We start from the raw sequence: 12,962 nt of genomic DNA, 5'->3' as shown, positions 1-12,962 counted from the left end.
TCTCCGGACGGGAGTCCCGATCGCGAGCCGAAGGGCCGGTTACGCGCGAGCCGAAGGGCCGGTTACGCGCGAGCGAAGGGCCCGGTTACGCGCGAGCCGAAGGGCCCGGCTACGCGCGGTCGCGCCACGGCAGCTCCGCCGTCACCACCGTCCCCTCCCCCTGCGGAGAGTCAACGACGAAGATCCCGTCCACGGCCCCCAGCCGCTCGGCCAGCCCCGCCAGCCCGCTCCCGCCGGAGACGTCGGCCCCGCCCCGCCCGTCGTCCGACACCCGGATCAGCAGCCGCGGCCCCGCCCGCCACACCTCCACGCTCGCGCTCCGCGCCCGCGCGTGCTTGCTCACGTTCTGCAGCAGCTCCGACACCACGAAGTACGCGATGCCCTCGATCGCCTCCGCCGGCCGCGCCGGCAGGTCCACCGCCACCTTCACCGGCACCACGCACCGCGCCGCCACCGACGACAGCGCCGCGTCCAGGCCCCGGTCGGTCAGCACCGCCGGATGGATCCCGCGCGCGAGGTCCCGTAGCTCCTGGAGCGCCAGCTTCACCTCCCCGTGGGCCTCGTCGACCATCGCCGCCGCACCCTCCGGGTCCTCCAGCAGCTTCTCCTTCGCCAGACCCAGCCCCATCGCGAGGGCCACCAGCCGTGCCTGCGCCCCGTCGTGCAGATCCCGCTCGATGCGCCGCAGGTCGGCCGCCGCGGTGTCCACGACCACGCCCCGGTCGGACTCCAGCTCCGCGATCCGCCGCTCCAGGCCGTCGGACGGCGACAGCAGCCCCCGCACCATCGCGCGGTCCGCGTTCGCCAGCATCCGCACCACGTACGGCAGCACCGGCCACAGCACGAACAGCCCGCTCAGCGCTACCGTGAAGGTGAGCAGCCCCCACGGGAGCCGGACCAGCTGGTACAGCACCGTCCGCCAGCCGACCGGGTCCTTGATGCTCGTCCACAGCCAGGGGAAGAACCCCCCGGCCCGCCGCGGGCCGGGAATCGGCGTCGGCTCGTCCACCCGTACGCCCAACAGCGCCCGGGCCCTCGCCCGGTCCACGCGTCCCAATTGCCGAGACAGATAGAGACCACATGCGAGCAGCGGAAGTCCGACCGCGGTCACGGACAGCACGCCCGTGCCCGTAACCATGACAACTGCGTAAACGAATCCGACGATCGCCAGCGGCAAATTGCTCACAAGATAGGCGATCTCCTTACACGTCACGGCGCTGAAGACGGCGCGGACGGGCGGAGGCCGGTCGTTGTCGGGGATGCCCTGGCTCATGGTCATGCGGCACAGCCTGCCAAGCGCCGTCCGCTGATGCCATGGGGTGGCCGGGGTGCTGTGAACGGGGGATAACCCCACCCCGTGTGGGGCAGGCCCTAGACTCCCGCGTGTAACAGATCGTCGACAGTGACCGAGGAGCGAGGAACGGACGTGCCCGAACCAACGGTATCGACCGTAACCGTACTCGCGGCGGACTACTTCCGGAGTTATTCGGTCGTCGGCCTGCTGGCGCTGCTCGGTGTGCTTTTCGTGGCGGTGGCCTTCGGCGCCGGCCGCCTCCTGCGGCCCGTGGTCCCGACCCCCGAGAAGCTGCTGACCTACGAGTGCGGCGTGGACCCGGTCGGCGAGGGCTGGGCGCACACCCAGGTCCGCTACTACGTCTACGCGTTCCTCTACGTCATCTTCGCCGTCGACTCGATCTTCCTGTTCCCGTGGGCGACGGTGTTCGCCGCCGCCGGTTACGGCGCCACGACGCTGGTGGAGATGTTCATCTTCCTGGGCTTCCTGGCCGTCGGCCTGCTCTATGCGTACAAGAAGGGCGTCCTCGAATGGACGTGACACCGGAGCCCGTGATGCTCCCGGAGCCCATGCGCCTGGGAGTGCTCTCCCGCCTCGCCCCGGAACCGATGAAGGTGGTCCTGAACTGGGGCCGCCGGTACAGCCTGTGGGTCTTCAACTTCGGCCTCGCCTGCTGCGCGATCGAGTTCATCGCCGCGTCGATGGCCCGCCACGACTTCATCCGCCTCGGCGTCATCCCCTTCGCGCCCGGGCCCCGGCAGGCCGACCTGATGATCGTCTCGGGCACGGTCACGGACAAGATGGCACCGGCCGTGAAGCGGCTCTACGAGCAGATGCCGGAGCCGAAGTACGTCATCTCCTTCGGCGCCTGCTCCAACTGCGGTGGCCCGTACTGGGACTCGTACTCCGTGACGAAGGGCGTCGACCAGATCATCCCGGTCGACGTCTACGTACCCGGTTGCCCGCCGCGTCCGGAGGCGCTGCTCCAGGGCATCCTCAAGCTCCAGGAGAAGATCGCCCGCGAGTCGCTGGCGGACCGCTACGCCTCGGGTCCCTCCGTGGCCCAGCTGACGAGCGGCCTGGTCACACCCCCTGGGGCCGGCGCGTGAACCTCTACGACTCCCTTCCCGACGCGGCGCCGACGGTCTTCGGCGAAGAGGCCGTGGGCTCGTCCTCGTACGACGTCCTGACGGTGGACGTCCCGGTCGGCTCCTGGATCTCCGCCCTGGAGATCGCCCGGGACAAGCTGGGCTGCACGTACTTCGACTGGCTGAGCGCGGTGGACGAGCCGGGCACCGGCTTCCGGATCTGCGCGCACGTCGTCTCGTTGGAGAACCACCGCGTACGCCGCCTGCTGCTGCGCACGACCGTGCCGCACGCCGCTCCCTCGCTGCCCTCGGCGGTCGCCGTGTACGCGGGCGCGGAATGGCACGAGCGCGAGACCTTCGAGATGTTCGGCGTGACCTTCACCGACCACCCGCACCTGGTCCACCTCCTCCTCCCGGAGAACTTCGAGGGCCACCCGCTGCGCAAGGACTTCGTCCTGGCCGCGCGCGTCGCCAAGGCCTGGCCCGGGGCCAAGGAGCCGGGCGAGGCCCACGATCCGGACGCCCCCAAGCGCCGCCAGATGCTCCCGCCGGGCGTCCCGGACCCCAACGACTGGGGCCCGATGAAGGGCCAGCTCCCGCCGGCTCCGGCCCGCCCGGCCCGCACCCCGCGCGCCGCCGGCGCGGCGGGCGCGGCCGCCCGCACCCCCCGCGAGGGCGCCCCCGCCCGCCGCACCCGCTCGGTCACAGAAGGCTCGGCCACCCAGGCCACCCAGGCCACCCAGGCCGCGCCGGAGACCCCGGCGGCCGGGGCTGCGCCCGGGACCCCGCCCCGCCCGCCCCGCCGTACGCGCTCGGTCTCGGAGGGCTCGGCCAGCCAGGCCGTGCCGCCGACCGCGACCCGGGCCCCGGCACCGACAGGGGCCGAGGCACCCGCGCCCGATGCCGCACCCGGCGCCACCCGCCCGGCGGGCACCGGCTCGGACGCCCCCTGGCACAACCCGAAGCCCGCCTTCGAGGAGCCTCCGGCCCCAGCAGGGCCGGCCGCCCCGGCAGGGCCGGCCGCCCCAGCCACGCCGGACCAGGCCACGCCGGACGAGACCGAGACCACCGGGGCCAAGACCGCCGAGGCCCCGGCCACGCCGGACCAGGCCACGCCGGCCCCGGCCGAGACCGCCAAGGCCAAGACCGCTGCGGTCCCGGCCACCCCGGACCAGGCCACACCGGACGAGGCCGAGACCGCCGAGGCCAAGACCGCCGAGGCCCCGGCCACCCCGGACCAGGCCACGCCGGCCCCGGCCGGGACCGCCGAGGCCCCCGGCCCGGAACCCGACCCCACCACCCCGGACAAAAACGGAGGCGACGCGTGAACGACGTCCTCGACGTCGCCCTGCGGCTGATCGTCGTCTTCGCCGTCTTCCTCGTGCTCCCGCTCGTCATCGGGCAGACCGAGCACAAGGTGATGGCCCACATGCAGGGCCGCCTCGGCCCCATGTACGCCGGCGGCTTCCACGGCTGGGCCCAGCTCGTCGCCGACGGCGTGAAGTTCGCGCAGAAGGAAGACATCGTCCCGGCCAACGCCGACCGGCGGATCTTCCAGCTCGCGCCCGCCGTCGCGCTGCTGCCGTACCTCCTCGTCCTGCTCGCGATCCCGATCGGCCCGGGCGAGGGCGCGGTCGGCCAGGTCATCGACGCCGGCCTGTTCTTCGTGCTCGCCGTCATGGGCGTCGGAGTCCTCGGCTCCCTCATGGCCGGCTGGGCCTCCGCGAACAAGTTCTCCCTTCTCGGCGGCCTGCGCACCGCCGCCCAGCTGCTCGCCTACGAGCTGCCCATGCTGCTCGCCGCCGCCTCCGTGGCCATGGCGGCCGGAACGGTGTCCCTCCCCGGCATCGTCGAGAGCTTCCAGTGGTGGTGGCTGCCCTGGCAGATCGTCGGCGCGCTCGTGTTCTTCACCGCCGGCCTCGCCGAACTCCAGCGGCCCCCCTTCGACATGCCCGTCGCCGACTCCGAGATCATCTTCGGGGCGTACACCGAGTACACCGGCCTGCGCTTCGCGCTGTTCCTGCTCGCCGAGTACGCCGGCATCGTCGTCCTCTGCTCCCTCACCACCGTCCTCTTCCTCGGCGGCTGGCAGGGACCCTTCGGCGGCGACGGTCTCGGCTGGGTCTGGACCCTGCTCAAGACCGCGATCCTCGCCTTCGTCGTGATCTGGCTCCGCGTGAGCTACCCGCGCCTGCGCGAGGACCAGCTCCAGAAACTCGCCTGGACCACGCTCATCCCGCTCGCGCTCGCCCAGATCGCGCTCACCGGCATCGTGAAGGTGGCGATGAACTGATGCCCATCCCCGGATCCGGCCTCGCCAAGGGCCTTGCCGTGACGCTGCGCACGATGACGAAGCGCTCGCACACCGCCCAGTACCCCGACGTCCAGCCCCAGCTCCCGCCGCGCAGCCGCGGGGTCATCGGCCTGTTCGAGGAGAACTGCACGGTCTGCATGCTGTGTGCCCGTGAGTGCCCCGACTGGTGCATCTACATCGACTCCCACAAGGAGACGATGCCGGCCAGCACCCCCGGTGGCCGCGAGCGCAGCCGCAACGTCCTCGACCGCTTCGCCATCGACTTCTCCCTCTGTATGTACTGCGGCATCTGCATCGAGGTGTGCCCCTTCGACGCCCTCTTCTGGTCGCCGGAGTTCGAGTACGCGGAGACCGACATCCACGAACTGACCCACGAGCGCGACAAGCTCCGCGAGTGGATGTGGACCGTCCCGGCCCCGCCCGCCCTGGACCCGGCCGCCGAGGAGCCCAAAGAGATCGCCGCCGCCCGCAAGGCCGTGGACAAGGCCGAAGCCGCCGCAGCAGCAGCCGCAGCCGCCGCCGAGGCCGCCCAGGCCGAAGCCGCCGGGGCCACGCCCACCGAGCCCGGCACCCCCGGCACCGAGCCCGGCACGCCTGGCACCAGTACCGAGCCCGGCACGCCCGGCACCGGCACCCCCGGCACCGACCCCGGCACCAACGCCCCCGAGCCCCGCACGCCCGGCCCCGGCACCGAGCCCGGCACCCCCGGCCCCGGTACCGACCCGGCGGGAGGCACCGCCTGATGCTCACCGCCCACCTCGCGGCCGCCGCCCCAGGCACGGGTTTCCTCTCCCCCGCCGGCGTCGAGATCGCCTTCGTCCTCGTCGGCCTCGCCACCCTCGGCGCGGCCCTCGTCACGGTCACCACCAAGCAACTGGTGCACGCCGCCCTCTGGCTGGTCGTCGCGCTCGGCGGCATCGCCGTCGAGTACCTGCTGCTGACCGCCGAGTTCATCGCCTGGGTCCAGGTCCTGATCTACCTCGGCTCCGTGGTCGTCCTCCTCCTCTTCGGGCTGATGCTCACCAAGGCGCCCATCGGCCGCTCCCCGGACGCCGACTCAGGCAACCGCTGGGTCGCGGCCGGCGTCGCCGGCGTCGCGGCCGTCGCACTCGTCTGGGTCGTCGTCGACGCCTTCCGCACGACCTGGATCGACCTCGACGGCCCCGTCCAGGGCTCCACGAAGGTCTCCGGCGAGATCCTCTTCCAGCACTGGGTGCTGCCCTTCGAAGCGCTCTCCGTCCTCCTCCTCGCAGCCCTGATCGGCGCCATCGTGCTGTCCCGCAGGAACAACCCCGCTGAAGACAGCGCCGCCGCCCCGGCCGGCGCCGGCGACAAGAAGGGGCAGCGCTGATGCACCTCGCCTACCCCGCCGTGCTGGCGGCGCTCCTCTTCTGCACGGGCCTGTACGGAGTGCTCGCCCGCCGCAACGCCATCCTGGTCCTGATGTCCGTCGAGCTGATGCTCAACGCCGTCAACCTCAACCTGGTGGCCTTCGACGTCTGGCTGCGCGACACCCTGCACGCAGGCCAGGCCCTCGCCCTCTTCACCATCGCCATCGCCGCCGCCGAGATCGGCATCGGCCTCGCGATCGTGCTGATGGTCTACCGCAACCGCGGCACCTCGGACGTCGACCGGCTCCGCGACACCGCCGAGGGCCACGAGCCCGCCCCGAACAACCCGAGCGAGGTCACCGCGTGAGCACCACGACCCTCGCCGTCCTGGTCCCCCTCCTCCCCTTCCTGGGCGCGGTCGCGGGACTGCTCTTCGGCCGCACCGCCCCCGGATTCGTCCGGCCCCTCGCCATCCTGCCGACGCTGGGCGCGGCCGTACTCGCGGTGGTCGTCGCGATCCGGCAGGGCGGCGGCACGGCGATCAGCACCGCGACCGAGCTGACCCCGACCGGCTCGGTACCGATCGACCTCTCGCTGTACATCGACGGCTTCGCCGCGCTGGTCGCCGTCCTGGTCGGGGTCGTCGCCACCTGCGTACAGCTCTACTCGACGGCGTACCTCCGCGAGGACCCGCGCTACCCGTCGTATGCCGCTCTGGTCTCACTGTTCACCTCCGCCATGCTGCTCGTCGTCTACTCCGGCGACCTGATGGTGCTGCTGGTCGGCTGGGAGGTCATGGGCATCTGCTCGTACTTCCTGGTCGGCCACTACTGGGAGACCGAGGCGGCCCGCTCCGCGTCCCTGAAGGCCTTCCTCGTCACCAAGCTCGGCGACGTCCCCTTCCTGATCGGCCTGTTCGCGCTCGCCGCCGACGCCGGCTCCTTCCGGATCACCAAGATCCTGGGCACCGTCGCCGCGGGCGGGCTCGACCACCCGACGCTGATCGCGCTGTTGCTGCTCGCCGGAGTCGCGGGCAAGTCCGCGCAGTTCCCGCTGCACACCTGGCTCCCGGACGCCATGGCCGGCCCGACCCCGGTCTCCGCGCTGATCCACGCCGCGACGATGGTCGCCGCCGGTGTCTACTTCATCGCCCGCCTCCTCCCCGTGTTCGCGGCCTCCCAGGCCGCGCTGATGGTCATGGCCGTCATGGCGGCCGTCACGATGGTCGGCTCCGGCCTCGCCGCCCTGGCCCAGGACGACATCAAGCGGGTGCTCGCCTACTCCACGGTCGGCCAGCTCGGCTACATGACCGGCGCCCTGGCCGTCGGCGACCGCGGCGCCGCCGTCTTCCACCTCCTGTCCCACGGCGCCTTCAAGGCGCTCCTGTTCCTCGGCGCCGGCGTGATCATCCATGCCGCCGGTACGAACTCCCTGGCCGCCATGTCCCGTATGGACGGCCTGGCCAAGCGCATCCCCGACGCCTTCTGGACGATGACGATCGCGCTGCTCGCGCTCGCCGCGATTCCGCCGTTCGCCGGCTTCTTCTCCAAGGAAGCCGTCCTCGTCGCCGCCGAGCACACCGCCACCGGCCACTCGGAGTTCGCGCCCAGCGCCGCCGGCTGGGTGGTCCTGGTCGCGGGTGTGCTGACCGCCCTGCTCACCGCCGCCTACGCCACCCGGCTGTGGCTGATGGCCTTCCGCGGCCGGGGCGCCGCCGCCCCCGACCACGGCAAGGAGCCCGTCGCCATGACCGGCGTGCTGTGGCTGCTCGCGATCCCCTCGATCGGCTTCGGCCTCGCGGCGGGCCCCCTCGCCGACTGGTTCGACGGCAAGGAACTCACCCCGACCCTGGCCACCTCGATCCTCGGCACCGGAGCCGCGGCCATCGGCGCCATGCTCACCTACGCCCTCTGGCAGCGCGCCACGGTCAAGGCCGCCGCAGCCGGGTACGGAGCGGGCCTGTCCGCGTCCGCCGCCGCCGCGGAATCCGCCGCCGAGACCCCCGAGGTCGCCGAGGTCACCCACGACCACCCCGCCGTCCCGGCCGGCTCCGCACCGGACCCCGGCAAGGCGCTCCTCGGGCCGCTGCACCGCCACGCGGCCGACGGCTTCCACCTCGACGCCGTCTACGACCGGCTCTTCGTCCGCCCCGTCCGCGCGGCCGCGAGCCTGGTCCGCTTCCTCGACCGCGAGGTCGTGGACACGTACGTCAGTGGCGCGGGCGCCGGCCCCCGGCTGCTCGGCAGCCTCGTACGCCGGGCCCAGACCGGCAACGTGCAGAGCTACCTGAGCGCCCTGCTCGCCGGCGCCGTGGTCCTGGCGATCGCCACCGCCGTCCTCGCCAACGTCAACGCCGGATCGTGAGCCGTGAGTCAGCCGTGATTGATATCAGCCCGTCCGTGATGCAGTTCCTTCTGGCGTTCATCGTGGCCGCACCGCTCCTCGGCGCCGCCGCGGCCCTCCTGCCGCCCCCGCCCGGCCTCAAGGGCCGCAGCCCCGAACAAGCCGTACTCCGCCACGGTGTGACCGTGACCGGTGTCATCCTCGCCGCGGCGATCGCCCTCACCCTGGGCTTCGACCACGACGCCCCGTCCCGCTTCCAGGCGACGACGGACATCAGCTGGATCCAGGCGCTGAACGTCCGGATCCACCTCGGCATCGACGGCATCTCGCTCCCCCTCCTCCTGATGACCGCGCTGCTGTTCTTCCTCTGCGCGCTCTACAGCTACTTCAAGCTCCCCGACGGCCCCTCCCCGAAGGCCTTCGTCGCGCTGCTCCTCGTCCTCGAATCCGGCACCCTCGCGACCTTCGCCGTCCTCGACCTGCTGCTGTTCTTCCTCGCCTTCGAGATGGTCCTCATCCCGATGTACTTCCTCATCGCCCGCTGGGGCGGTGCTCAGCGGCAGGCCGCCGCCTGGAAGTTCATCCTCTACACCCTCCTCGGCTCCGTCGTCATGCTGCTCGGTCTGCTGCTCATCGGACTGAACAGCGGCACTTTCGACATGGTGGCACTCGCCTCTGACAACGGCCGCGAACTGACCCACACCACCCAGCTCCTGGCCGTCCTCGCCATCGGCATCGGCCTCGCCGTGAAGACCCCGATGTGGCCGCTGCACAGCTGGCTGCCGGACGCGCACACCGCCGCGCCCACCGTCGGCTCCGTCCTGCTGGCCGGCGTCCTGCTCAAGATGGGCACGTACGGATTCGTCCGCATCCTGCTGCCGGTCACCCCCGACGGCATGGCCACCTTCGCCCCCTACCTGGGCGCCTTCGCCGCCGTCGGCATCGTCTACGGATCCCTCGCCTGCCTCGCGCTGGCCCGCAAGGGGAACAAGGGCGACCTCAAGCGCCTCATCGCGTACTCCTCCGTCGGCCACATGGGCTTCGTGCTCCTCGGCATCGCGTCCATGACCCCCACCGGGGTCAACGGCGCGCTCTTCGCCAACATCGCCCACGGCCTGATCACCGGCCTGCTCTTCTTCCTGGTCGGCGCCCTCAAGGACCGTTACGGCACCGCCGACCTCGACACCCTCGCCGGAGCCACCGGCGCCGCCCTCTACGGCCGCGCCCCCCGCCTCGGCGCCTTCCTCGCCTTCGCCGCCGTCGCCTCCCTCGGCCTGCCCGGCCTGGCCGGCTTCTGGGGCGAGATGCTGGCCCTCTTCGGGGCCTTCGACCCCGCCGAGGGGCTGTCCCGCCCCGCTTTCCTCACCTTCATGGCCATCGGAGCGTTCGGCACCCTGCTCACCGCCGCCTACCTCCTGATCGTGGTGAGGCGCGTCTGCATGGGCGACCCGAAGTCCGGCCCCGAGGTCACCGTCGCGGACATCCAGCGCCACGAACTCGCCGCCTGGACCCCGCTGGTCGCCCTCACCGTCCTCGCCGGCCTGTGGCCCGCGGTCCTCCTCGGCCTCACCGACCCGGCCGTCCAGAAGCTCCTCGCAGGAGGCAACGCATGACGGGCCAGGCCCTCACGGTCCTCTCCGCCGACAGCCCCGGCCTGGTCCAGTCCGTCGACTGGCTCGCCCTCGCGCCCGTGGTGATCACCGCCGCCGTCGCCCTGGCCGTCCTGATCGCCGACCTCTTCGTACCCGAGCGCGCCAAACCCGCCCTCGGCTGGATCTCCGTCGCCGGCCTCGCCACCGCGACCGCCACCCTGCTGCCGCTGCGCGCGGGCGACCGCACCACCTTCTGCCTCACTGGCGACCCGGCGGCCTGCAGCTACACCGCCGACCACTTCGCGCTCGTCATCCAGTTCCTGGTCCTGGCCGGCGCCCTGGTCACCGCCCTGCTGTCGGTCACCGCCGTCCGCGACACGCGCATGCCCGCGGGCGAGTACTGGTTCCTGCTGCTCTCCTCCGCCGCCGGCGCCGCCCTGCTGCCCGCCTCCCGCGACCTCGCCACCCTGATCGTCGCCCTCGAAGTCGCCTCGCTGCCCGCCTTCGCCCTCGTCGGCATGCGCCGCGGCGACCGCCTCTCCTCCGAGGCCGCCCTCAAGTTCTTCCTCTCCTCCGTCGCCGCCACCGCCGTGTCGCTGATGGGCGTCAGCTTCGTCTACGCCGCCACCGGTTCCCTGCACCTCTCCCAGGTCGCCGACCGCCTCCAGCACGTCCCCGGACAGCTCGACACCCTCGCCATGGCCGGCGTCGCGCTCACCCTCGTCGGCTTCGCCTTCAAGACCGCGGCCGTCCCCTTCCACTTCTGGGTCCCGGACACCTACGTCGGCGCCCCCCTGCCCATCGCTGGGTACCTCTCGGTGATCGGCAAGGCCGTCGGCTTCACCGGCCTCATCCTCGTCACGGTGATCGCCTTCCCGGCGTACTCCGAGGTCTGGGGCCCGGCCCTGGCCGTCCTCGCCGCGCTCACCATGACGCTGGGCAACTCCGCCGCCCTGCGCCAGTCCGCCGACCGCCCGAACAGCGCCGTACGGCTGCTCGCCTGGTCCTCGGTCGGTCAGGCCGGCTACCTGCTCGTCCCGATCGCCGCTGCCGCGTACTCCGACCGCGACCAGATCGGCTCCACCGTCGCCTACGCGCTCATGTACGCCGCCGTGAACCTGGGCGCGTTCGCCGTGGCCGCGCTGGTCGCCCGTACCAAGCCGCTCCACCGGATCAGCGACTACCGGGGCCTGTACGCGGAGCGGCCGTTGGCCGCCCTCTCGCTGGCCTTCTTCCTGCTCTGCCTCGCCGGCCTGCCGCCGGGCATCATCGGCCTCTTCGCCAAGGTCACCGTCTTCCGGTCCGCGGTCGACGCGGGCCTGGGCTGGCTGGCCGTGGTCATGGCGGTCAACGTCGTCGTCGCCCTGTACTACTACCTGCGCTGGACCGCGCTGCTGTTCCGCACGCCCGGGGGTGCGGCCGAGGGTGCGGCCGAGACCCGTACCGCGGCCCCCTGGCCGGTCACCGCGGCCATCGTGCTCACCGCCGTGACCGCCCTGGTCCTGTCGGGCGCCCCGCAGCTGGTCCTGCGCGTCGCTTCGGGCAGCCTCTTCCCGCAGTAATCCGTACGGAGCAACGCCTGTCCCTGCCCCGCCGCCCCCGCCATGCGGGCGGCGGGGCAGCCGTGCCCTGGGAACCAGACGCCCCCACCTCGCGTTGACCAGGAAGGGAGGGTCCACTGGACCGTAGGCCCTCGCTCCGGGTCCCCCTGCCGCACCACTTGGAGGGCGTACCGTGCACCGCCGGCACAACGGGCTCAAGACCGCCGTACTCCTCGGCGGGCTGTCCGCACTCATCATCGTCATCGGAAGCTTCTTCGGACGGACCGGCCTGATCGTCGCCGTCCTCATCGCCCTCGGGACGAACGCGTACGCGTACTGGAACAGCGACAAGCTGGCTCTACGCGCGATGCGTGCCCGCCCCGTCAGCGAGTTCGAGGCCCCCGCGCTCTACCGCATGGTGCGCGAGCTCTCCACGTCCGCGCGCCAGCCCATGCCCCGCCTCTACATCTCGCCCACCGAGGCGCCCAACGCCTTCGCCACCGGGCGCAACCCGCGCAACGCCGCGGTCTGCTGCACCGAGGGCATCCTGCGCATACTCGACGAGCGCGAACTGCGCGGAGTCATCGGCCACGAGCTCAGCCACGTCTACAACCGCGACATCCTGATCTCGTCCGTCGCCGGAGCCCTCGCCTCGGTGATCATGTTCCTGGTGAACTTCGCCTGGCTGATCCCGGTCGGCCGGTCGAACGACGACGAGGGACCGGGGCTCTTCGGCATGCTGCTGATCATGATCCTCGGCCCGCTGGCCGCCTCCGTGATCCAGCTGGCCATCAGCCGCTCCCGCGAGTACGAGGCCGATGCGTCCGGTGCCCAGCTCACCGGGGACCCGCTCGCCCTGGCGAGCGCCCTGCGCAAGCTCGACGCGGGCACCAAGCAGCTCCCGCTGCCCCCGGAACCGCGCCTGGAGACGGCGAGCCACATGATGATCGCCAACCCGTTCCGCCCGGGCGTAGGTCTTTCTAAGATGTTCTCGACACACCCTCCGATGGCCGAGCGCATCGCCCGGCTCGAACAGATGGCAGGCCGCCGACAGTGAAGACCATCCTGAACGTCATCTGGCTCATCCTCAGCGGCATCTGGCTCTTCCTGGGCTACGTCCTCGCGGGTGTGCTGCTCTGCATCACCATCATCGGCATCCCCTTCGGCATCGCCGCCTTCCGCATCGCCGTCTACGCCCTGTGGCCCTTCGGGTACACCACGGTCGAGCGCCGCGACGCGGGCGCCGCCTCCTGCATCGGCAACGTCCTGTGGCTCCTCCTGGCGGGCTGGTGGCTGGCCATCGGCCACATCGTCACCGGCCTCTTGCTGTGCGTCACGATCATCGGTATCCCGTTCGGCATCGCCAACTTCAAGATGGTCCCGCTCTCCCTGCTCCCGCTGGGCCGCGAAATCGTCCCGACGGACGCCCCGTTCGCCTCTCGATGACCGCGTTCGCCCC

13 protein-coding genes are annotated in these 12,962 nt (G+C 72.0%); 12 read left to right on the top strand and 1 reads right to left on the bottom strand.

What is annotated here, in order from left to right:
- Positions 1-109: 109 nt before the first annotated feature.
- The gene (locus AB0D48_RS14560) at positions 110-1,279 is read right to left on the bottom strand and encodes a sensor domain-containing protein (RefSeq protein ID WP_362395323.1); all 1,170 of its coding nucleotides are present in this window, start codon (positions 1,277-1,279) and stop codon (positions 110-112) included.
- 147 nt (positions 1,280-1,426) lie between these two features.
- On the opposite strand from AB0D48_RS14560, the gene AB0D48_RS14555 reads away from it, so the two are divergent.
- The 12 genes from AB0D48_RS14555 (at position 1,427) to AB0D48_RS14500 (ending at position 12,949) form a co-directional block, all read left to right on the top strand.
- Entirely contained in the window at positions 1,427-1,834 is a 408-nt protein-coding gene (locus AB0D48_RS14555) for an NADH-quinone oxidoreductase subunit A (protein WP_069921479.1), read from the top strand.
- On the top strand, positions 1,825-2,403 hold the full coding sequence (locus AB0D48_RS14550; protein WP_362395320.1) for an NADH-quinone oxidoreductase subunit B family protein: 579 nt from the start codon (positions 1,825-1,827) through the stop codon (positions 2,401-2,403). The genes AB0D48_RS14555 and AB0D48_RS14550 overlap by 10 nt, the downstream gene beginning before the upstream one ends.
- Positions 2,400-3,710 (top strand): NADH-quinone oxidoreductase subunit C, encoded by a 1,311-nt coding sequence (locus tag AB0D48_RS14545; RefSeq protein WP_362395317.1) that lies wholly within the window; start codon positions 2,400-2,402, stop codon positions 3,708-3,710. The genes AB0D48_RS14550 and AB0D48_RS14545 overlap by 4 nt, the downstream gene beginning before the upstream one ends.
- Positions 3,707-4,675, top strand: a complete 969-nt coding sequence (locus tag AB0D48_RS14540; RefSeq protein ID WP_362395313.1) for a complex I subunit 1 family protein — start codon at positions 3,707-3,709, stop codon at positions 4,673-4,675. The genes AB0D48_RS14545 and AB0D48_RS14540 overlap by 4 nt, the downstream gene beginning before the upstream one ends.
- A complete protein-coding gene (locus AB0D48_RS14535) occupies positions 4,672-5,439 on the top strand; it encodes an NADH-quinone oxidoreductase subunit I (protein ID WP_362395481.1) in 768 nt (255 codons plus the stop codon). Before AB0D48_RS14540 ends, AB0D48_RS14535 begins: the two co-directional genes overlap by 4 nt.
- Complete coding sequence (locus AB0D48_RS14530; RefSeq protein WP_362395311.1) at positions 5,439-6,047, top strand: NADH-quinone oxidoreductase subunit J; 609 nt, start codon at positions 5,439-5,441, stop codon at positions 6,045-6,047. The genes AB0D48_RS14535 and AB0D48_RS14530 overlap by 1 nt, the downstream gene beginning before the upstream one ends.
- Complete coding sequence (nuoK, locus tag AB0D48_RS14525) at positions 6,047-6,394, top strand: NADH-quinone oxidoreductase subunit NuoK (RefSeq protein ID WP_362395308.1); 348 nt, start codon at positions 6,047-6,049, stop codon at positions 6,392-6,394. Before AB0D48_RS14530 ends, nuoK begins: the two co-directional genes overlap by 1 nt.
- The gene (locus tag AB0D48_RS14520; RefSeq protein WP_362395306.1) at positions 6,391-8,391 is read left to right on the top strand and encodes an NADH-quinone oxidoreductase subunit L; all 2,001 of its coding nucleotides are present in this window, start codon (positions 6,391-6,393) and stop codon (positions 8,389-8,391) included. The genes nuoK and AB0D48_RS14520 overlap by 4 nt, the downstream gene beginning before the upstream one ends.
- Positions 8,392-8,429: 38 nt before the next feature.
- Positions 8,430-9,983: an NADH-quinone oxidoreductase subunit M gene (locus tag AB0D48_RS14515; protein WP_362395479.1), complete on the top strand. Its 1,554-nt coding sequence runs from the start codon at positions 8,430-8,432 to the stop codon at positions 9,981-9,983.
- Positions 9,980-11,524 carry an NADH-quinone oxidoreductase subunit N gene (locus AB0D48_RS14510; protein ID WP_362395303.1) on the top strand — a complete coding sequence of 515 codons (1,545 nt, stop codon included), beginning with the start codon at positions 9,980-9,982 and terminating at the stop codon, positions 11,522-11,524. Before AB0D48_RS14515 ends, AB0D48_RS14510 begins: the two co-directional genes overlap by 4 nt.
- Before the next feature lie 172 nt (positions 11,525-11,696).
- Positions 11,697-12,560, top strand: coding sequence for a zinc metalloprotease HtpX (gene htpX / locus AB0D48_RS14505; RefSeq protein WP_362395300.1), 864 nt, complete (start codon positions 11,697-11,699; stop codon positions 12,558-12,560).
- Positions 12,557-12,949: a YccF domain-containing protein gene (locus AB0D48_RS14500; RefSeq protein ID WP_362395298.1), complete on the top strand. Its 393-nt coding sequence runs from the start codon at positions 12,557-12,559 to the stop codon at positions 12,947-12,949. Before htpX ends, AB0D48_RS14500 begins: the two co-directional genes overlap by 4 nt.
- The last annotated feature ends 13 nt before the right edge of the window (positions 12,950-12,962 follow it).

Source organism: Streptomyces sp. NPDC048269 (genome assembly GCF_040652395.1).
In the GTDB taxonomy this organism is placed as follows: domain Bacteria; phylum Actinomycetota; class Actinomycetes; order Streptomycetales; family Streptomycetaceae; genus Streptomyces.
This window is presented reverse-complemented; position numbering and strand designations above follow the sequence as displayed.

What these genes read in the sequence shown, in the direction of transcription:
- AB0D48_RS14560 (WP_362395323.1), bottom strand. Translation starts at nt 1,279, where the DNA reads ATGACCATGAGCCAGGGCATCCCCGACAACGACCGGCCTCCGCCCGTC.
- AB0D48_RS14550 (WP_362395320.1), top strand. Translation starts at nt 1,825, where the DNA reads ATGGACGTGACACCGGAGCCCGTGATGCTCCCGGAGCCCATGCGCCTG.
- AB0D48_RS14530 (WP_362395311.1), top strand. Translation starts at nt 5,439, where the DNA reads ATGCTCACCGCCCACCTCGCGGCCGCCGCCCCAGGCACGGGTTTCCTC.
- nuoK (WP_362395308.1), top strand. Translation starts at nt 6,047, where the DNA reads ATGCACCTCGCCTACCCCGCCGTGCTGGCGGCGCTCCTCTTCTGCACG.
- AB0D48_RS14515 (WP_362395479.1), top strand. Translation starts at nt 8,430, where the DNA reads ATGCAGTTCCTTCTGGCGTTCATCGTGGCCGCACCGCTCCTCGGCGCC.
- AB0D48_RS14510 (WP_362395303.1), top strand. Translation starts at nt 9,980, where the DNA reads ATGACGGGCCAGGCCCTCACGGTCCTCTCCGCCGACAGCCCCGGCCTG.